Raw genomic sequence first — 20,143 nt, forward strand, 5'->3', positions numbered from 1 at the left:
CTTCTATTGATGCGTGATCAGATTTCGCTCGGTCGCCGGGATCGATCCGTTCTCGGCCGACGCGGCTTGTTCGAGAGCGCTAACCAAAGGAACGACTGCCATCGCGGGCGTCTCGACGCGCTCGAACGCGCCGATGTCGCACGCGGCGCCTGGCGGGCGGGTGATGCCCCGCTGATCGGTTTTCGGGCATAACGCAGCGTCGGCCGCATCGATCGCCGGGCTGCCGGCTCGCAGCGCGTGGGTCAAGGTCGGGCCGCCGTTGTCGCGAAGCCGCCCGAGCTTCGGGTCGCCGCTGATCCCGCCGTTGGCGAGCACGTCGCAACTGCCGTCCGCGATTAGGTTAACGCCCTCGAAGTTGCGCGCCAGGTAATCGGTGTCGCGGATCGAACAGTCAGAACCAGGCCCTTTGTTTCTTGCTATCAGCGTGTTGCTGAGTGTGATGGTCCCGCCCCAGTACATGAACAAGCCGCCTCCATCGGCGCCGGCGCGATTGCCGGTGAGGGTACTGTTCCTGACGGTCAGGCTACCGTATTGCCAAAAGTAACCTGAGTTGTAAATCGCGCCGCCCTGATTACCCGCCCGGTTGCCCGACAGCGTGCTGTTGACCACGGTCATCGTGCCATCCCAGTTCTGAATCGCGCCGCCGTTGTACGTCGCTTCATTCTCCGTGAACGTACTGGCAGTGACGGTGACCTTGCCGCCTAGCTCACTGGGATACGGGCGGTACGAACGCCCGTTGACCAGACCGCCGCCGGTATCGGTCGCGGTGTTTCGCGTCACGGTGCTCTCCTGGATCTTGAGGACACCGCTCAGATTGTTCAGCAAGCCGCCACCGACCACGGCCTCGTTGTCAGAGACGGTGCTGCGCGAAACCGTCGCGCGGCTCAGGTTGAGAAGGCCTCCACCGTACTTCGCGCTGTTGCCGGCGATCGTGCTGTCGGTGACCAGCACCTTGCCTTCCGGGTTCTGGATACCACCGCCGTAAAACACCGCGCTGTTACCGGACACGGTGCTATCGGTCAGTGTCACGTCGCCATTGAAGTTGTACAGTCCGCCGCCGTCATAGGTCGCGTGATTCTCGGTGAGTTCGCTGCGAACGAGCGTGACGCTTCCGCTCGCGTTGCGGATACCCCCCCCATAAACAGCATCGTTCTTTGTCACGGCACTGCTGCGCAGCGTCAGGTCACCGGCCCGGTTGCTGATGCCGCCGCCATTGACGCCAGCGTTGCCGCTGACGACAGTCTCGCGCAAAGCCAGCTTGCCAAGATCGTTCGCGATCCCGACACCCTGATTACCGGTTACCATGCAGCCGAGCAAGGCCGCGGCGCCGGTGTTGTAAAGCCCACCGCCCAAGTCCGCAACGCCGTTCCGCAGGCTGACGCGACGCACTGTCAAGTCGCCGGCCTCGCCGACCGCGAGGATGCGGAATTCCGGCGTGCCGGCGCGCCGGGAACGGCGGATCACCGTGCCGCGGCCGTCGCCGTCGGGATCGCCATCGATCGTGACGACACTGGACACGACCGGAAGGCCATTGCTACCGCGGAAGGCATTGTCGACGGCGTCGAGCGTGTAGATGGGTGCGCTGAGCGCCAATGTGTCCGCGCCGCTCCCGGCCGCACAGCCGCCGGTAGCCTCATCGGTGTTCGCGGCGGTCAGCGCATCACGTAGCGTGCAATCGCTGCCGTCGACTGCGATCGTCGCTGCACCGGCGCCGCCGGATAAAGCCCAAGCGACCGCTGCCGCCAATGGACGCCGCCGCCAGCGTGACGGTCCGGACAAGACTCGTTTGCCTGTCGTCTGCATGGTTTGACTTACCCCTGTCAGTGTCCCGGGAACGAGCGCTCCCCGTCATTCGCGATCGACACCCCTGTCGCGCTCACGGCCTTGATCCGCTTGTCGGCCAGACTGCTGACTCATGGACGCGATGCTCAGGATTCGACCTGCGCGTTCGCATAAACCTTGCGAATCTCCTTCAGCACATCGTCCTCGGGGTCGCAATGACCATCGCGCAGTTCGAGCAGGAAGTGCTCGTACTTGAACGCGGTGTTGAACTGGGTGGCCATGCTGGAATCGCGCTCCAACAGATCGATTTGCTCGACCTTGTTCGTGTGCGTGTTGAACACGGTCATGTTGCGGAAGCCTTCGTAGTAGCGGCCATCCAGCGTCAGGGAGCGTTGATCGAGTTCCTTCTTGGTCAGGGTCTTGCCACTCGCGACCAGGGACAGATCGATCACGGGCAGGAATTCGCCGCGGATCCGCAGCCAGCCGGGATTCATGTCATGCAGGGTCCTGAGCGCCAGATTGCCGGTCTGGTCGATCGGATAAGCCTCCGGGCTCGGAAGCGGCTCATCGAAGGTATGCCGGTAGGCGCGGGCGATATCCTCCAGGTAGTGCTGGGTCACCTGCCGCCGCGCCTTTCTCGGTGGAACGCCCTGCTTGACCAGGTCCAGGTACATCTTTCCGAAGCCTTTCGCGATCGTGAACACGATGATGTTGCCCATGTTTCGCGGGTCGCCGCCGTTGGCGATGGCGTCCTCGCCGAAACCGAACAACTGGCTCATGTCCAGCTTGTGGTTCTCGCCATCCACGAGCGTTTCGCGATTGACGCGGAACATGTCATGGATCGAGAACTGCAGCACACCGAGGTCGTAGACCGAGATCGTCTTCATGATCGTCGAGGTTTTCTCGACTTTGGTGGCGGTGCCGGGCAGCACGGTCGTGGTCGGCTCGACATGGGTCGTGGTCGGAGTGACCACGGTGGTCTTCGGCTCCACATAGTGGTTTTCGGGGGAGATCCGGATCGGCGAGGAATCGCCCCTGTGCGCCTTGTTCTCGGCGGCCCTTACTGTGGCGGCAGTCAGAACCAAACCGATCGCGAGGGCCGTCAGCAGCGGGCTGCGGCTGGAGCCCATTGAATCCATCATCAGAGTCTTCTCCCGTTAAGGATTGATAATCAGACGCCCCAGAGTCGCGCTGCCGGCCGTCACGTAGAAGATCTCGTCGCGGGCCGGCGCAACGACGTCGAGCGGTCCCTGCACACCCCCGAGTACATCGGGAAAGGCCGAGGGCGGCAGCGGCCATTCCAGGATCTCGTCGATACGGATGTCGATCCGCGCGATCTTGTCGGCGTTGGTCTCGACCAAGAAGAATTGCTTGTGGCCCGGCGCGGCGTCGATCTCCTGTACACCGGCGCTGGGCGGGCCAAATAAGCCCGGCGGACTCGGGACTACGGTCGGCAGGGGCCATTCCGTGATCCGGTTGGTGTCCGGGTTAAGCCGTGTGAACTTGTTGCCATCCTTCTGGGCAAAGAACACCCGGCCTGCCGCATCGATGCTGAGGCCCTTCGGAAACCCGGTATCGCTCGCCTCCGGTGAACCGCGCACCCAGGTCGGGTTCGACCATTCGGTATAGAGATGGGTATTCGGATCGAGCATCGCGACCGAGTTGGTATCGCGCGATCCCAGCCACCAGACGCGGTCCCTGCCGTCGATACGGAGGTTCGTGGAATACGGCTCGTGATGCGCGATCGGGTAGATCGTCACGACATCGCTGGCCGGGTCGAAGCGGTACAGCTTGTGATTGGTGTTTCCCATGATCCAGATCGTGCCGGCGGTATCCTGATCCAGTTCGTAGAGCCCGAAGCCACCCCGGTCGTCCGGCTGGACCGGCAGCATCCATTGGGTGATAGCGCCGGTGACCGGATCCAGCCGGCCGAAAGCATTCCCGCGGATCGAGAAATACAGCTTCCCGTCGGCGGTCGGCAGCAGAAAGAACGGCCCGCCGCGCTCGTCCGGCAGTTCCCATTCGGTCACCGTGTTCGTCGCCAGGTCGACACGGCCGATCCGGTTCATCCGGTACGCGCTATAGTAGACACAGCCGCACAGCTCGCTGTAGGCCAGCTTGCGATCGCTGCCGGGTCCGCGCTCGGCTCTATAAGGCAGTTTCCACTCGGTCAGCGTTGCTGACGGCGCGGGCGCGGCGAGGGAGTCTGACGACCAGTCAAACAGGCTAACGCAGAAGAGGATCAGAAGAACACCGGGATGACGGTGGCCGCGCGTCAAGAAGTTAGGCATCGGACTCACCTGGGCGTCGTGAGGCTTGAAAATCATCTCGGTGGCGCTGCCGTAATTTGAGCGGTGCGAGATGCCGCCTCACCACAGCAATACCTATACCAATGAATTCGGGCGCGCTTGCGCGGGCTGGTTGGAGTCCGAACTACGTGCGGAGAGGGAGCTCGGAATGCGGGCTGTGCCGCAACGAGTGCGTGGTTTGCCGCACTGGCCGGTGCGTGGCGTAATTCCGAGGCGGGTTGTCTGAAGTCGGAGAGGTCCGGGACGGCCACAGAGGGCCGTCCTGTGTGAAGGGGCGAGAGCGCCGCCCGGGTAGGGATCTTCAGCGTGCGCCGATAGCGACGCTGAGAGTCTTGGAAGCACCGTTCCGCAAGATTTCCAGGTCGATTTCCTGGCCGGGCGGCGTCAGGCCGACGGCGCTGCGCAGGCTGCTCGCATTGGCGACGGACTTCCCGTTCACGGCAATGATGATGTCTCCGACCAGGAGTCCTGCACTGGCTGCCGGCGAGTCCGGTGCAATCTGCGCGACGACTGCTCCGGCCGTGCGCTTGAGACCGAAGCTTCGAGCGAGCTCCGGGGTGAGATCCTGCACCGAAACCCCAAGCTGACCGCGGCGGACCTTTCCGGACCCTATCAACTGTTCCATGATGTCGCGCGCCATGTTGCTCGGGATCGCGAAGCTGATGCCGACGTTGCCGCCGCTCGGCCCCACGATTGCGGTGTTGATGCCGACGAGTCGTCCGTCCAGGTCGACCAGGGCGCCCCCGGAGTTCCCCGGGTTGACCGAAGCGTCGGTCTGAATGAAGTTCTCGTACCCCTCGATACCGAGGCCAGATCGGCCCAAGGCGCTGACGATGCCGGATGTCACCGTCTGGCCCAGGCCGAAGGGATTGCCGATCGCGACGACGAAATCGCCGACGCGCAGCGCGTCGGAATTCCCCAGCGGAACGGACACTAGTCGATCGGGCGTGATCTTGATCACGGCGATGTCGGTGTCGGCATCGCTGCCGACAAGCTTTGCCTCGAACTGGCGCTCGTCCATCAACGTCACCGTTACCTGATCGGCATTGGCGACGACATGGTGGTTGGTCAGGATGTAGCCACGGGCGGCGTCGATCACGACGCCCGAACCCAGGCTTTGCCGTTGTTGTTCGCGCGGCATTTGCGGGCGACCGAAGAACCGCCGAAAGAACGGATCGTTGAACAGAGGATTGACCTCCAGTCGCACGCGGGAGGTCGTCGAGATATTGACGACGCCGGGTACGATGCGATCCAGCATCGGTGCCAACGACTGGGGGCGGTACTCCGACCGCACGGGCGGCAGCCGCGCCGGCGGCGCGACCGCGGGCTGGGCCGCTACAGGTTCCGGTGGGCGCACCGGACTGCAAGCACCGAGCATGAGCCCCAGTGCCAAAACTCCAAACCTGCTCTGTTGACCGATACGCTCCATCATCGACGACTCACTCCGGCATGGCGCCATCACACGAAGATCCGTAATGATAACCGACGCATCGGCTCGTTCGCGTGGTGGCGCCGGCTCTGGCCCGCCTCTCCCGGTGCCGACGCATGACGACGGACTCGCGTCGGCTTGCATTCGACTGCGCTTAACCGTTAGCCTGACGCAATTGATTCTGCGATCTTCACCCCGAGGTCAGATTCCGACCGGCCGCTCTTGCGCTGTCGCGGCGCGCCAGCCCCACGCTACCCCATGTACCTGAAGCATTTCGGCTTCGATGCCGCGCCTTTCGCGATCAATCCGGATCCGCGCTTTCTCTATCTGAGTCACCAGCACCAGGAGGCCCTCGCGCACCTGTTGTATGGGCTTGGGGAAGGCGGCGGCTTCGTGATGCTTTCGGGAGAAGTCGGAGCCGGCAAAACAACGCTCTGCTACTCCCTGCTGGAAAACTTGGGTGGCGACGTCGATGTGGCGTTCATCATGAATCCGCGGCTCGGCGCGGTAGAGTTGCTCGCGGCGCTGTGCGACGAGCTGCATGTCCCTTACCCTCCGGCGACGGAAAGCTGCAAGGTATTGATCGATGCTCTGAATCGCTTTCTTTTGGAAAACCACTCCAAGGGTCGCAGGACGGTCGCGGTCATCGACGAGGCACAGCACCTCAGTACGGATGTGCTGGAACAGATTCGCTTGCTGACCAATCTGGAGACGCCGACCACGAAGCTGCTGCAAATCATTCTGGTCGGGCAGCCCGAACTTTCCGATCTGCTGGCGCGTCGGGAAGTGCGGCAGGTGGATCAGCGCATCACGGCGCGTTATCACCTGGGACCGCTGAACGAAGCCGAGACGCAGCGCTATGTCCATCACCGGTTGAGGGTGGCGGGCGGGAACGCGGATTTGTTCAGTACGAGGGCACTGGCGGAGATCTTTCGCACGTCGGGAGGTGTCCCACGGCTCATCAACGTCATCTGCGACCGCGCCCTGCTCGGTGCCTATACGCTCGACCGGCTCCGGGTCGACGTTCCGATCGTCCGTAAAGCCGCCCGCGAGGTACATCGGATTCCCACGCAGGCCGCGTTACCGAGATGGCAGAAAGTCGCCGGTGTCCTGTTCGTAGTGGTTGCCGTCGCGTCGCTGGTTCCGTGGCCAGGACGTCACGGTGAGTCCGCTGTGTCGCTTACCGTTGCGCGCAACGATCCAACCGCACCACCGGCCGAGCCGATAACGCCACCGCAGCCAGTTGCCGCTCTGGATCCACCTAAAGGCGATGCGGGTCAGGTCATGCCCGTCAATCTGCGGCCCCCGAGACCCGCCTTGCACCTTTGGGTCGCTGATCCAGTCTTTGCTCAGGAGCGCCAGGCGCTGGGGCAAGTCGTACAGCTATGGCAGCCGCAGCGGGCTTTTGAGGCCATTTCGTGCGCGCCTTTGATCGACGCCGGACTGCGGTGTCTCCATCTGCGGAGAGGCTGGGAGCGGCTGTTACGCCTTAATCTTCCCGCCGTACTGAAGCTGCGCCTGAATGACGGCCAAAGCCGCTTCGTGGCGCTGATCGGCGGTGACAGCGAGCACGCCTGGCTGGCGGGTAAGGATGGCACGGCACTGTCCTATCCGTTGGTGGAACTCCTGCCGCTGTGGACCGGCGAATCCATCGTCCTCTGGAAGCCGCCGACGAAGCGGAAGACCTACTTCATGCCCGGTAACACTTACTCGGGTATCCCGCTAATGAGGCGGCAACTTGAGGCCTCCGGCTTTCCCGCTATGCCGGAGGGTCCCCCCGAACGTTTCGATGCGACCTTGCGCGAGGCGGTCATCGCTTTCCAGCAGACTCTTGGCATTCGGGCGGACGGGATCATCGGCCCGGAAACACAGGCGGATCTGTCCGCGGCATTACCGCGGTCCGGGATGCCCACTCTCCGTGACGGCGCGAATCCATAGCAGGGGCTATCCAGATGTCCTATATCCTTGAAGCCTTGCGCAAATCGGAGCGACAGCGGCGCGAAGCCGAGGCCCAACCTCTCGCCCGGCTGGCGGCCTATCCTGCCGACACACCCCGCTCGCACTGGCGCTCGGTGTTGCTGGCTATTTTTGCCGTTCTGAACCTGGGGGTACTCGCGTTTGTGCTGCACTATGCGCTAAAGCGTGAAGAGCCCGCTGACCGTACCATCGGGCACGCGACGGGTTCTGCCGAGCAGGCGATGGCCTCCCGCACGGCAGCCGCCGCGTTGAGCTCCGACAGATCGGGGCCGGTCGGCGAGCCTTTGGGTTTTGCCGAAGCCCCGACCTCCCCGAAACCCCAGGCCGTGACCCGGGAGTTGTCAGGGCCCAGGCCCAAGAAGCCGAGGGAATCCGCCCCTCCGTCGCGTTCTGCGGTCCCGCCGCACCGGCCGACTGCGGCAGCGCAGCCTGACCGCACTCGTCGGGTTCAGAGCCCCCCCGGCGAGGGGGGGGCGGCTCGCGGGCCAGTGCCCGACGGTGATCCCTCTGGGCGTCTGCGACGAGTCGAGCCTGGGTCCACGAGCCCGAGTGTGGCTTCGGGGCGCAGTGCGAGGCCGCGAGTTGCTGAACCCGTTGCCACCACGGTGGTCGATGATCATCTTCCACGACCGAGGATCAATGTCTACGCCTACTCCGCGACGGCTGAACGAGACCGGTTCGTCGTGATCGGCGGACGCAAGTACCACGAAGGGGATCGCCTGCACGACGGTCCGGCGATTCGGCGGATCGAGGAGTCGGCTGTGACGCTGGATTTCGAGGGGCAGACCTACAAGGTACCGCGACCGTGATTCGCACTGCACTCGGAGATCGTCGGCCTGGAAAGGTTTGCAGTGCCGATGCAGGCGCATCCTTCTTTGCTAAGGGCTTCACACAAGAGCAGCGGTCGTAGAAAGAAAAGTCCCCCGTGATGTGGTCACCACGGGGGACTGTTGATGAGGCTTGGTAGAGACGATGGCCCGCGTTGGGTGTGCTGAGGTCGTCAGCTGCATCTCGCTGGCTCAGAGCTCGTCACCGCCGATATCGGGTGTCGAGTCTCTGGCATCGCCGAAGTAGTCATCGAGGATTTCGCTGATGACGCTGGCCTTGCTGATGGCCGGTGACGTGGCCTTGAGCTTGAAATACTCGCCCTTCAATTGCCCGGCCAGCGTGGATCCCGTCTGGCTCAGCTGCGGATCGGCGTTGACATCGTCATAGGCGGCAGCCTTGGTGACCGGTTTCTCGGACCAAAGATTGCTCGAAAACGTGAACTGGCCTTTGCCGACCGCGATTGGATTGCCGGTGCCGTTCTGTTTCACGATATTGTTCAGGAACTGCACGTTCTCGTGTGCCGCATCACGGAAAGTGATCGCATTTGAAGTCGATGAAGCCAACGTCGCTTGCACGAAGGTATTGTTGGCGATCATGACGTTCGACATCTTGGCGCCCGGGTTGCGCTTGTCCGTCCACCAACTCATGTGGGCGCTGCCACCCATGATCAGGTTGTTGACGATGCTTACGTTCGCCGATGCGCGGACCGAAGTTTCATCGCAGAGGCCGATATTCATCATGTTTTTCTGCACCGCATTGTTTGGCGTGACGTAGATCAGATTGCCCGTGACGAGCGTATTGGTGGATTCTGAGACGTAGACATTCAGGGCCCAGTTGTCATATACCGTGTTTCCTTCCAGGACCGTGCCATCGGCCTCGAACGAAGAAAGCCCCTCGCCCCAATTATTGAATACCGTATTACCCCGCAGCGTGGCGTTTTCGGTTATTCCGTTTACCTTGTCGCGAGCCGCGCTGAGTCCGGTACCCCATCCGCCATTGGGATAGCGAGTCGTCGGGCAACTGCTGAGCCGGCAGTTGTACCAGGCATTACCCCAAACCCGATTGTATTCGACAACGCTGTAGTCACCCGCAGCCAGCACGCCTCGTTCGGCATGATCGTGGATGTCCGAGTTGCTGAGCTTGTTGTGGTGACCCGTCAGAACAACGCCCTGGCCGAGTCCGTTTTTTACCTCGAAGCCATCCATGTGCAGATAGTTTCCGGCCAGATTAACCATCGTGCCCCAGTTCGCTGCGAGCTTTTTCTGGCCGTCAATGATGGGTAATTCTTCTGCGTAGGCGCTAATCCGTATCGGTGCGGCAGCGGTGCCCGATTTGCTCCATGACACGGTTTGTGCGTAGGTCCCGCCGCGTACGTAAACCGTGTCGCCCGGCTTCACAAAGTTCTGCGCTTTCGAGATTGTCTTGAACGGGGCAGAGAAAGTTCCTTGATTGCTGTCATTGCCCCACGTAGCGACATAATAGTTGGCGGCGACCGACGTTTGGGAGATGGCCATTCCGCTGACAAGAAGTATCAATGACGAAGCGGCTCTGTTCGATTTTTTGTTGGGCGATTTCATGGTCGTCTCCGTAAGCTTTATCAGTCGTCTCGGTATTCGGTGCATCGCGGGTTGTGAGCCTTTGGTGTGGTGACTCACTGCGGCGTTTGGTGACTGAAAGCTAGGTCAGGGGCGGAGCGGTCAGACGCTGCTGTGTCAGCGACTGTGGTGAAGTGAGATGGGCCTCACAGAATTCGGGGAATCAGCGAGTTGACGCGTCAGGATGATCCGCTTTTCGGATTGAGCGGTGCGGGGGGGCCGGTCGGCTGCGCCAGCAGGAACGGCCTCGATGCGCGTCCTATTCTTCCGCTGGCGTGCGAGAGTGTTGGTGCACGGCAAGGGCTATCGCCGTCGGTCTTGCTCCGGTGTTGAGGGCTTGCGCATTCCTCCGGAACCTGCGATCGCCCGGGCTTTAAGCGAAACGGGCTGGCGGCGCCATGGCGCTATCGAACGCTAGGCAGGCAGAACGAACGACTGGCCGGACACCGATGCATCGAGCGAAAGCGTCGCGCGGCGAGTCGAGCATTGCACGTAGCAGGAGGTCGATGTTTCCGCCGCTGATGGGCTTGGGTCGGTTGCGCAGACAGGTCAGGCACTAGGCACTGGTCCGCGCTGCGGTCGATGAGGGAGAGGCGGGGCAACCCCGCGGTGGTCTGCGGTTCTGGCGGGTTCGAGGATCTCGGCGTCTTGGTGAATCTCCTCGACGAGCGCCTGCCGGACCGCAGGGGACGGACCTTGATCTGCTGTGAGCGCAGCCTGCAGATTGCCGGTGCCTAGTCGCTACGGATCGAGACGTGCCCGCCTCGCGTCATTAAACTGGACCGACCGTTTCGCTTCTGCAGGGGAGGTTTGCTGTCGTTCGGGAACGAACGGGACGGTGGCTGATCGTCGTCCTTCCTTCGGGCGCTCATCTGCCTAGGGTCGAGCGGGCGTAGGGCAGGCTGGCTGCCAATGAGCCTACCTGAACCGGCCTGGGATGCTGACTACCCGGCGGCGCACTGCATCAACCGTCGGAAGCGGAGTTCTCCACAGCACTACTGCCGACCAAACCGGCCCTGCATTCCACCCTCGGTTTTATGGCCGTCGAGAGCTCTGCCAGGACGATTTCAATGATCGGTTGATTTGAGAAAGGCCGTTGTAGTCGGAGTAGAGCCATCTGATCGGGCGCTTCGCAACTCGTGTCGGCCTCGATAGCGAGCCCCACGCCAAAAAGGCCTTCGCGGCTGAGTCCCTGCGCTGTCGCCCGCTACCGTAGGTAGCGACATTATCCAGAAGCGGCGGTGAGGGCCAGTGCAGCGAGGCCCGAGTCCAGCCACGCCAGCCAGTCATCGAACCCCTGGCCTGTCTCCGCTGAGACCTGAAATACAGCGAGCGTTGGATTGACCCGGAGCGCATTGGCCACGGCCAGTTCGACGTCGAAGCGGACATAGGGCAGCAGATCGCACTTGTTGAGCAGCATCACATCGGCAGCCAGGAACATGTCCGGGTATTTCAGCGGCTTGTCCTCGCCCTCGGTGACCGACAGAATCGCGACCTTGTGCGCCTCGCCCAGGTCGAAAGCAGCCGGACAGACCAGATTCCCGACGTTCTCGATGAACAAAAAGCCTTGTTGCGGGAGTTTCATCTCGCGCAGGGCTGCGCCGACCATGTGGGCATCCAGGTGACAGCCCTTGCCGGTGTTGATCTGCAGGGCCGGCACGCCGGTTGCCCTAATGCGCTCGGCATCGTTGGCGGTTTGCTGGTCGCCCTCGATGACGGTGACCGGGCAACGGCTGCGCAAGGCCTCGATCGTCCGCACTAGCAGCGTCGTCTTCCCGGAGCCGGGGCTGGAGACCAGATTCAGAGCGAAGATCCTCCGCTCGCGCAACAGTGCGCGATTCTGTTCCGCATAGCCGTCGTTCTTGGCGAGGATGTTCTGTTCGATCGCGACCATGCGCGCCTGAGACAGGCCTGGGGCGTGGGCGCCCGCTGGCCCGCGCCCGAAATGCAGGCTGTTTGACGCTGGTGCCGTGACGGGAACGAAGCGCGTTGCCTCGCCCTGTTGCAGCGTTTTGCCCTCGAGTCGCGCTTCCCCATGAGCGCATCCGCACGTGCTACACACACTCCACCTCGTTATGTCACTGCCAGTTCCTTGACCCGCATCTCGGTGCCACCGGTCGCCTGCACCTTATGACTGCCGCACTGCGGGCAGGGTCCGAACAAGGCGCCCAGCGTCACGGGTTCGCAGCAGTCCATGCACCACCCAGACCCTTCGACGTCGATGATCTCCAGGCGAGAACCTTCGGCGATCGTGCCGGCGACGACGGCATCGAAGCAAAATCGCAGCGCATCCGGCTCGACCGCGGCCAGCCGCCCAATCTCCAGCCACACCGCCGTGACCTTGGCGAAGCCCTCGCTGTGGGCTGCCTCCTCGATCAGCTGCACGATGCCTTCGGCCAGGGACATTTCATGCATGGGCCGGCTTCCGGTGCTGCGCCTGGGCCGACTGGACCCTTAATTCCCCGGGCGGCAGCAGTGCAGTCATGCCGAGCGTACCTCAACCGTGAAGGGTACGCACGGGTCCAGGGCCAAGGCCAGCAGTCGCGCATGCCGCTCGATTGCGGCGGGATCAGGCGCTTCCAGACCCGTCAACCCGGCCGCGAACGCACCGGCCGGATGAAAGTTCCATTCGGTCGGGGCCACGATCCGATAATCCTCGATCCGGCGGCGTTCCAGCCGAACCCAGTGCATCAGCAGGCCGCGGGCAGTCTCGACTACCGCGAAGCCGGAACCAAACGCGGGCGAATGGCTGTCGCACCGCAGAAATGGCGAAGCCTCTCCGGAGGCTTCCAGGGCCAGGTGGGCCAAATCGGCCATGCGCGCATTCATCCGCGCCACCAGCGGTGAGCGACTGCGCGCGACCGGCGGCAAAGCGTGCCAGCGTGCATAGGCGCCGGTCTCGGCGGGTCGCCCCTGCCAGGTCGGATGATAAGCGTCCTCGGCGGTCGGTATCGCGGCGCAATACTGTCGAGCGCTCATGTCCGTCGGCAGAAAACTGAATTCCTCCGGTGGAACGGACGCCGCTTCGCAAGGCGGCAGCCGCTCACGGTAAATCGCCGGCAGGCCGCTTTGCCCATTCGACGATAGCCATGCCGCTGTATCCATGCCGAGTAGCCGGTCTTCGCAGAAGCGCTTTAGGTCGGATCCGACCGTGCTCCAGTCCCGTCGTTCGGCGACGTCGCCGAGCTGGCGATGCCACGCCGAATACGTAGCCAGGTCCGGCTCGCAGCCCAGGGCTTTGGGCCAGTCGAGCAGCAAACGCCACAGATGCTCGCGAGCCGCCTCCGCGCCGACTGCGATGTCTTCGGTCACCGCCGAAAGTCCTTCCGCGCTTGCCAAGGCGGCCGCGGCTGCGGTGCCCTGAGCGTGGCGGCAGATACTGAACAGCAGCGGCACCAAGACCAGCGCTTCGGCCGGCGAGCGGTGGCGCAGCAGCTGCGCTGCTTCCGGCCGGGAGTTCGTGATGTCGGCGCCGGTGACCTGGGTTCCATTCCAGCTGACCTGCAACTGCACCGAGCCGGGATTCATCCCGGCCGAACGAATTGCCCGCGCAGGAAGTCGCGGCGCGAGTGAACCGCAGCGCCGTCCTGGAACAGTGCGGCCATGACCGCCTGGGCGGTCGCTCGGGCGGCAGAATGATCGGTGAATTCAGATGGCGGTGAAAACAGGGAACAGCTTTGGTAGGCGCCCACTTCGGTGATCAGACCGCCGCGGAAGGCATAGCGCCCGGACGGAAACGTCCAGGTCTGGGTGCTGTCACCGGCCAATGTACGAAAGTCCGGGCACCGCGAGGGCAGCAGCAACAGGCTGATGGTCCAGGGGCTCACCAGCACGCCGACCCAAAGGCCTTCCCAGCGGCGGAATCCCACGGCCTCGACGCGCAGTCCGGGGTTGTTCAGCGGCAGACCGGCCATCGGCCCTGCGGCCAGCCGCCCGAAGGCCGCCTCCACGGCGGTGCTCGGATCGTCGGGTTCAGCGCTCATCCCGCACGACCAGGAATTTTTCCGGCGCGCCGTCGCATTGCGGGCAGCGCCAGTGATCGGGCAGATGAGAGAAGGGCGTGCCGGGTGGCACTTGGGTGGACGGGTCGCCCTCGGCCGGGTCGTAGACCCACCAGCAGACACCGCATTCGAGGCGGGCGTTTTCCGCCACGTCCGGCCCTAACCCACAATTCTCGAACACTCAGGTCTCCCGCATCGACAGGAGGCAGTCCGCGAGGCGCTCGATCGTATCGGCGATGTCTTCGGGGGCCGCCAGCGCCGATTCAGGCAGGTCGATGATCTCCAAGGTGTTCAACAACAGCTTTTCGGCGGCATTGAAGTACTGCACCCACCAGACACCGTCGAGTTGGGTCGCCGTGATGCGGCAGTTGCCGTAGCCGCGCGACAGCAGGCTGACGCCACCGCGTCCGAGCGCCGCATCCAGGTACTCCAGATCCTCGGGGGTGACCGGCAGCAGCGTCAGATTGATGACATGGGAGCTGTCGTCGGCGCGATAGCGCGCCGCCCGGTCGACGACCTCGGCGAGCAGCGCCGGTCCATTCATCAGCCCGGTCGTGGGTGCCGGCGTATCGATCTGCATCCTGCCCGCGGCCGCTTTCCGCACCGCATCCGGCAGCGCACAGGCTTCCAGCCGTTCGCAGTTGGCAGCCCCATCCGCTGCAGGTTCGCGGACCCACCACAGGCCGGCGAACGCAGTCTCCTGGATTTCGCCATGGGGCGTCAATCGGCCGCTGACTTCTCCCTCGCCCAGCGTTTCATGCAGGACTCGCTGGCAGCCAGTTCCGAGGGCGCTTAGATCGAACCGGGGATGATCCGGGGCGCCGAATGACCAGGCCCGCAGTGCTGCTAGCAGTGCCTCGATCACATCGGCGGCCGCCTGTTCGTCCTCGGCATTGGCCGGGCTTCGCGACGGCATGCGGAAGACCGCCATATCGCCCGGGCTCTCGACGATGGCGGCTGCATCGTCCGGTTCCTGGGTGAAGGGCAACTCGGCGAGGACGGGAATGGCGAAAGTCTTCATGCGATGCGGCCGGTTCAATGGCAGGCGGGCGATTCGTGGTCGGCGTGGACCGCCACGCCGATGCCGGGGGGGCGGCGAACGGGGCCGGACAGGATCGCGCGGACTTCGGAGACGAAGACCGACCAGTCCTGCATGCCCTCGATGACGCCCAGATAGCCGCCGTCGCGGAGAAACACCGCTGCCGGCCAGCGGGAAAAGCCGTAGCGCCCACGGAGCGTTCGCCCGGTTTCCGGCGTCACGACGCCGGCTCGGCAGGGGTGCCCCAGGTCTTTCAACACTTCGGGCAACACGACACCCACGTCCCAACTCTCCGGAACGCTGGCCGGGTCTTCGACAAAGAGCAGCACGCAGGCGCCGGGCGCATCGGCGAAGGCGGCCACGCCGGCCTCATCGAGCAGCGAGAAGCCGTCGCCCGCGGTCAGCTTGTCCAACAAACGCCCCAGACGGTCGATGGGTGCCGCCACGAGGCCGGTCATGGCGCCACCTTCAGAAAATCCGGCAACTGGGGTTCCCGGTCGATCAAATCCGCAAAGTAGGTGGAAACATCGTCGGTCCCTGCCAGCACAGCCGCCAGCGCATCGAGCGCGGCGGAACTTTGCGCCGCTTCCTCGGCGGTCATCACCGAGCGCGCGGCGTCGAGAAAGGTCATCAACCAGGTTCCCGGCTGAACGTCGCCGACCAGGCACAGATCGATCTGCTGGTCGCCGTCGCGGCCCCGGCACCGGGCCCAACGGCCTTCGACCGCCAAAACCTGCATCGGCACGCCTAGACACATGGGTCGTCCCCGAACAGGATCCGTCCGTCGCCGTGCCGGCAGGCCGCCTGCTCCGACGGCCGGCCCGCTTCGTATCGATCGAGTTCGAGCGCTGTCGTATTCAGCGACGCGGCGTCGGACGGATCGCGCGGCGCCAGTTCCATGCCCCAGTCCCGCAACCGTGCGACGGCCAACTCGATGGCGGCGTCCAGTTTGTCGCGCACCGCGGGGCGCAGGCTGCCGCCATAGTCGTCCAGTTCGACCGGCTGCACGCCGATCAACAACAGCGATTCCGGCAAGCGCCCGGTCAGCATTGCGGCGGACAGCACTTCCTGAAATCCGGTCTGATGTAGGCTCATCTTCTTGGCGCCCATGTAGCGGGGCACGGCGTCGTCTTCGACTGCCAGCAGCGTGCCGGGCGCCAGACCGAAGTCCACCGCGTCGAATACGACAAGCCGCCGCGCCGCCTGCACATAGGGCAGCAGATAGAGGCCCTGAGTGCCACCGTCCATGGCCGTGACGCCGTCCGGCAGCTGGTAGCGACGAACCAGGGTCTCGACGCAGCGCACGCCGAAACCTTCGTCGGCCCAGAGCAGATTGCCGATGCCTAGGATCAGTGCAGCATTTGACGCGTCACTCATTGGCTGCCCTGTCCGGTGCTTCGCGGTATGGCAGGGCATCGCGCTGGCTGGTCCAGAAACGGGGGGCGCGCGCCGACTGGCTCCCACTCACTTGAAGCTTCTCCACCCGGTCACGATCGTCTTCAGCAGGCTCTGCCGGGACATCATGTCTTCGCGGACGGCTGCATAGACGTGAATGATGATGAACCAGACGATGACCCAGGCCACCAGATGGTGCCAGGTGTGCACGTCCTGGCTCTGCCCGAACCAGGGGATGACCCAGCCGAACAGCCTGTCCTGCCATGAGCCCTGACCTGCGCCTTCGGAGTACAGCGCAAAGCCCGTGACGATCATGAACAGGCTGCCAGGCACGAACAGCAGGAACATCGCGGTCTGGGCCAGGGGGTTATGTCCCGCATGTTGCCGGGGGTGTTGCTCCAGGAACAGATACCAGCGGATCTCATGCAGCAATCCGCCCCACCAGGCGCGGTTGGCGACTGGCAGCACGAACAGCTCCCGCGCATAGGGGTTGCCCGCGAAAGCCCAGTACACCCGCCCGAGGAACGCGGCAGCGAACACGTAGGCGGCGGCGAAATGGGCAAAGCGGATATAGCCCATCAGGAAGTTGGTGCTGGCTTCGCCCTCGGTCGTGGCCAGCGGGTGAGCGATCAGATAGCCGGTCACCGCCAGCACGACGATGCTGAGGGCATTGACGGTGTGCCACAGCCGTACCGGCAATTCGTAGACATAGACCGGCGAGCCGGTGTCGAGCGGAGCGTGAACAGCCATGTGCGTGGTCTCCTCAGCGAACCTTGACACTCGTCATTTCCTGCCCGTCGGGCGACATGACATGCGTCGAACAGGCCAGGCATGGGTCGAAGCTGTGGATCGTGCGCAGGATTTCGAGCGGCTCGTCCGCCTTCGCCAACGGCGTGTTCATCAGCGAGGCCTCGTAGGCGCCGATCTGTCCCTGCGGGTCGCGCGGGCTGCCGTTCCAGGTCGTGGGCACGATGCACTGGTAGTTCTCGATGCGGCCGTCGGCAATGTGTACCCAATGGCCCAGCGCGCCGCGCGGCGCTTCGGTGAAGCCGACGCCCTTGGCCTTGGCCGGCCAACTCGACGGCTCCCATTTCTGGACGTTGGCCGTTGCCAGGTCGCCAGCCTTGATGTTGGAGATCAGCTTGTCGAAGAAGTACCGCATCTTGTGAGCCGCCCATTCGCATTCCAGCGCGCGGGCTCCGGTGCGTCCCAACGTCGAGAACAAGGCCGGCAGCGGTAAGCCCAGATCCTGGAGGAGCTTGTCGACCGGTTCCTTGAACTCCGGATTGCCCTTGGCATAGCCGACCACCCAGCGGGCGAGCGGGCCCACTTCCATGGCGTGGCCCTTCCAGCGCGGTGCCTTGATCCAAGAATACTTCGCGGATTCGTCCAGCGCCTCGATGTTGGTCTTGGTGCCCTTGAAGTTGGGTCCGAGTTCGAAATTCGGTTCGGTAATGCCGTCAAACGGATGCAGGCCTTTCTGCTCGTCCGGATAGCGGTACCAGGAATGCGTGACGAATTCCTGGATCTCGTTCGGATCGCGCAGGTCGACGGGGTGCACGGTGCCCAGGTCGCCCCCCACGATCGCGCCCTGCGGCAGCAGCAGGTTCCCGGCCGAGTAGTCGTTGGCCTTCTCAGGAATGTCGCCATAGGCCAGCACGCATGACGAGGACAGTCCCCCACCGTACTGCCAGTCCTTGTAGAACGACGCGATGGCCCGGACGTCGGGTAGATAAACCTGCTCGACGAATTCGATGGAGCGGTCGATGATGCTGGAAACGAGGTTCAGGCGCTCCATGTTGATCGCGCCAACGGCGCCGACCCCATCCAGATTGATCGCGCAAGGCATGCCGCCGACCAGCCAGTTCGGGTGCGGATTCTTGCCGCCGAACACGGTATGGATCTTGACGATTTCCTTCTGGAAATCCAGCGCCTCGAGGTAGTGGGCGACGGCCATCAGATTGGCTTCGGCCGGCAGCTTGTAGGCTGGACTGCCCCAATAGCCGTTCCGGAACGGACCCAGCTGACCCGATTCGACAAATTTCTTGAGTCGGCTTTGGAGGTCGCGGAAGTAGCCCGGCGAGGACAACGGCCAGGCACTGATGCTCTGCGCCAGTTCCGAGGTCTTCTTCGGGTCGGCCGACAAGGCGCTGACGACGTCGACCCAGTCCAGCGCGTGCAAATGGTAGAAGTGCACGAGGTGGTCATGCACCTGCAGGCACAACTGCATCAGGTTGCGGATGCTGTTGGCGTTTTCCGGAATGCGGATGCCGAGCGCATCCTCCACGGCGCGGACGCTGGTCAGCGCGTGGGTGCCGGTGCAGACACCGCAGATCCGCTCGGTGAAGGCCCAGGCATCGCGCGGGTCGCGGTGCTTGAGGATGACCTCCAGACCGCGCCACATCGTGCCGGTCGACACCGCATTGCGGATGACGTTGTGGTCGTCGAGATTGACCTCAAGCCGCAGATGGCCCTCGATGCGGCAGACCGGATCGACGACGACCCGCTTGCCGCTGTTGTCGAGCTTGAAGCCCTGGGTTTCATATGCAGCCATGATCAGTTCCCCTCCCGCGAGTTCGAGGCGTCGGACGTTCCGCTCTGGGCCTTCTTCAAGGCGCTGACCGCGGCATGCGCGGCCACGGCGGCGCCGATTCCGCCGGCGACCACACCGCCGACCGTGTCGGCAGTGGACTCGATGCCGAAGGGCTGGAGCCCGGTTACCCGGTCATAGAACGAGCCCTTGTCCCAGAAGCCGTCTTCCGAACAGCCGATGCAACCGTGTCCGGACTGGATCGGGAACGATACTCCGTCGTTCCAGCGCACCGTAGAGCAGGCGTTGTAGGTGGTCGGGCCCTTGCAGCCGACCTTGTACAGGCAGTAGCCCTTGCGCGCGTATTCGTCGTCGAACTTCTGGACGAACTGGCCGGCGTCGAAATGGGGCCGGCGGTAGCACTTGTCGTGGATCCGCTGTCCGTAGAACATCTTCGGCCGGCCCTGGCGGTCCAGGTCCGGAAGGCGGTCGAAGGTCAGCATGTAGGTCACCACGGCGGTCATGACCTCGGCGATCGGCGGGCAACCCGGCACCTTGACGATGGGCTTGTCGAGGATGACCTTGTGGATCGGCGTGGCCTTGGTCGGATTCGGCTTGGCGGCCTGCACGCAGCCCCATGACGCGCACGAGCCCCAGGCGATGATGGCTTTCGCGTCCTTGGCGACGCGGCGCAGCACTTCGACGAAGGGCTTGCCGCCATGGATGCAGTACATCCCGTCCTCGTTCAGCGGCGGATTGCCTTCGACCGCGAGGATGTAGTTGCCTTTGTACTGGGTGATGATCTCGTCGAAGATCGCGTCGGCCTGGTGGCCGGCGGCGGCCATCAAGGTGTCGTCGTAATCCAGTGACAGCATCGACAGCACGACGTCCTTGGCCAGCGGATGCGCGGAACGGATGAAGGATTCCGAACAGCAGGTGCATTCCAGTCCGTGCAGCCACAGGACCGGGGTGCGCGGCTTGGTTTCCAGCGCGGCCGCGATTCGCGGTGCGTACGCCGAGCCGAGACCCAGCGTGGACGCCGTCAGGCTGCAGAACTTCATGAAGCTGCGACGGGTGATCCCCTGTCGCCGCAACACCTCGTAGAACGTTTCGGTCATCGCTCCTCCTCCTTTTTGAGGCTGTCGTAAAAGGTGCCGACCGGCTGTGGCGGGGTAAAATTGCTGAAGAGCAACGAGTCTGGAACGATGTGATGGTGGCCAAGAGGATCAGACGGCGGGTCAGGGTACTGGATACGAGC

General features: G+C 63.7%; 20 protein-coding genes. 3 read left to right on the plus strand and 17 right to left on the minus strand.

Features of this window, described 5'->3' with window-relative positions:
• Positions 1–3 precede the first annotated feature (3 nt).
• The 4 genes from BWR02_RS17555 to BWR02_RS17570 form a co-directional block, all read right to left on the minus strand.
• Positions 4–1,803, minus strand: coding sequence for a choice-of-anchor Q domain-containing protein (locus BWR02_RS17555; RefSeq protein ID WP_139559210.1), 1,800 nt, complete (start codon positions 1,801–1,803; stop codon positions 4–6).
• Between the two features lie 125 nt (positions 1,804–1,928).
• Positions 1,929–2,924, minus strand: coding sequence for a hypothetical protein (locus BWR02_RS17560; protein ID WP_139559211.1), 996 nt, complete (start codon positions 2,922–2,924; stop codon positions 1,929–1,931).
• A 15-nt stretch (positions 2,925–2,939) separates the two neighbouring features.
• A complete protein-coding gene (locus tag BWR02_RS17565; protein WP_162560216.1) occupies positions 2,940–4,073 on the minus strand; it encodes a Vgb family protein in 1,134 nt (377 codons plus the stop codon).
• Between the two features lie 319 nt (positions 4,074–4,392).
• Positions 4,393–5,484 carry a Do family serine endopeptidase gene (locus BWR02_RS17570; protein ID WP_328591531.1) on the minus strand — a complete coding sequence of 364 codons (1,092 nt, stop codon included), beginning with the start codon at positions 5,482–5,484 and terminating at the stop codon, positions 4,393–4,395.
• A gap of 294 nt (positions 5,485–5,778) precedes the next feature.
• Between BWR02_RS17570 and BWR02_RS17575 the strand changes: the two genes are divergently transcribed.
• On the plus strand, positions 5,779–7,458 hold the full coding sequence (locus tag BWR02_RS17575; RefSeq protein WP_139559213.1) for an ExeA family protein: 1,680 nt from the start codon (positions 5,779–5,781) through the stop codon (positions 7,456–7,458).
• 644 nt (positions 7,459–8,102) lie between these two features.
• On the plus strand, positions 8,103–8,306 hold the full coding sequence (locus BWR02_RS20980; RefSeq protein ID WP_162560217.1) for a general secretion pathway protein GspB: 204 nt from the start codon (positions 8,103–8,105) through the stop codon (positions 8,304–8,306).
• A gap of 210 nt (positions 8,307–8,516) precedes the next feature.
• On the opposite strand, the gene BWR02_RS17585 is transcribed toward BWR02_RS20980, so the two are convergent.
• A complete protein-coding gene (locus tag BWR02_RS17585) occupies positions 8,517–9,902 on the minus strand; it encodes a right-handed parallel beta-helix repeat-containing protein (RefSeq protein WP_162560218.1) in 1,386 nt (461 codons plus the stop codon).
• Between the two features lie 600 nt (positions 9,903–10,502).
• On the opposite strand from BWR02_RS17585, the gene BWR02_RS20985 reads away from it, so the two are divergent.
• A complete protein-coding gene (locus BWR02_RS20985) occupies positions 10,503–10,658 on the plus strand; it encodes a hypothetical protein (protein ID WP_162560219.1) in 156 nt (51 codons plus the stop codon).
• A 487-nt stretch (positions 10,659–11,145) separates the two neighbouring features.
• On the opposite strand, the gene hypB is transcribed toward BWR02_RS20985, so the two are convergent.
• The 12 genes from hypB to BWR02_RS17645 all read right to left on the minus strand — a co-directional run bounded on the left by hypB (position 11,146) and on the right by BWR02_RS17645 (position 20,003).
• A complete protein-coding gene (gene hypB, locus BWR02_RS17590; protein WP_139559216.1) occupies positions 11,146–11,982 on the minus strand; it encodes a hydrogenase nickel incorporation protein HypB in 837 nt (278 codons plus the stop codon).
• An 11-nt stretch (positions 11,983–11,993) separates the two neighbouring features.
• Positions 11,994–12,335 carry a hydrogenase maturation nickel metallochaperone HypA gene (hypA, locus tag BWR02_RS17595; protein WP_139559217.1) on the minus strand — a complete coding sequence of 114 codons (342 nt, stop codon included), beginning with the start codon at positions 12,333–12,335 and terminating at the stop codon, positions 11,994–11,996.
• Positions 12,336–12,401: 66 nt separating this feature from the next.
• Positions 12,402–13,448 carry a nickel-dependent hydrogenase large subunit gene (locus BWR02_RS17600; RefSeq protein ID WP_139559218.1) on the minus strand — a complete coding sequence of 349 codons (1,047 nt, stop codon included), beginning with the start codon at positions 13,446–13,448 and terminating at the stop codon, positions 12,402–12,404.
• Positions 13,445–13,903 carry a [NiFe]-hydrogenase assembly chaperone HybE gene (gene hybE / locus BWR02_RS17605; protein WP_139559219.1) on the minus strand — a complete coding sequence of 153 codons (459 nt, stop codon included), beginning with the start codon at positions 13,901–13,903 and terminating at the stop codon, positions 13,445–13,447. Before hybE ends, BWR02_RS17600 begins: the two co-directional genes overlap by 4 nt.
• Positions 13,893–14,102, minus strand: coding sequence for a rubredoxin (locus BWR02_RS17610; protein WP_139559220.1), 210 nt, complete (start codon positions 14,100–14,102; stop codon positions 13,893–13,895). The genes hybE and BWR02_RS17610 overlap by 11 nt, the downstream gene beginning before the upstream one ends.
• Complete coding sequence (locus BWR02_RS17615; protein WP_139559221.1) at positions 14,103–14,942, minus strand: hydrogenase expression/formation protein; 840 nt, start codon at positions 14,940–14,942, stop codon at positions 14,103–14,105.
• 14 nt (positions 14,943–14,956) lie between these two features.
• Positions 14,957–15,418 carry a thioredoxin domain-containing protein gene (locus tag BWR02_RS17620; RefSeq protein ID WP_139559222.1) on the minus strand — a complete coding sequence of 154 codons (462 nt, stop codon included), beginning with the start codon at positions 15,416–15,418 and terminating at the stop codon, positions 14,957–14,959.
• Positions 15,415–15,699, minus strand: coding sequence for a HypC/HybG/HupF family hydrogenase formation chaperone (locus tag BWR02_RS17625; RefSeq protein WP_236102384.1), 285 nt, complete (start codon positions 15,697–15,699; stop codon positions 15,415–15,417). Before BWR02_RS17625 ends, BWR02_RS17620 begins: the two co-directional genes overlap by 4 nt.
• 8 nt (positions 15,700–15,707) lie before the next feature.
• Positions 15,708–16,337 carry a hydrogenase maturation protease HybD family protein gene (locus BWR02_RS17630; RefSeq protein WP_139559224.1) on the minus strand — a complete coding sequence of 210 codons (630 nt, stop codon included), beginning with the start codon at positions 16,335–16,337 and terminating at the stop codon, positions 15,708–15,710.
• 87 nt (positions 16,338–16,424) lie between these two features.
• Complete coding sequence (gene cybH / locus BWR02_RS17635; RefSeq protein WP_139559225.1) at positions 16,425–17,105, minus strand: Ni/Fe-hydrogenase, b-type cytochrome subunit; 681 nt, start codon at positions 17,103–17,105, stop codon at positions 16,425–16,427.
• 13 nt (positions 17,106–17,118) lie between these two features.
• Positions 17,119–18,909, minus strand: a complete 1,791-nt coding sequence (locus tag BWR02_RS17640) for a nickel-dependent hydrogenase large subunit (protein WP_139559226.1) — start codon at positions 18,907–18,909, stop codon at positions 17,119–17,121.
• A gap of 2 nt (positions 18,910–18,911) precedes the next feature.
• Positions 18,912–20,003, minus strand: coding sequence for a hydrogenase small subunit (locus BWR02_RS17645; protein WP_139559227.1), 1,092 nt, complete (start codon positions 20,001–20,003; stop codon positions 18,912–18,914).
• Positions 20,004–20,143 lie beyond the last annotated feature (140 nt).

The organism is Methylotetracoccus oryzae (assembly GCF_006175985.1).
Lineage (GTDB): Bacteria > Pseudomonadota > Gammaproteobacteria > Methylococcales > Methylococcaceae > Methylotetracoccus > Methylotetracoccus oryzae.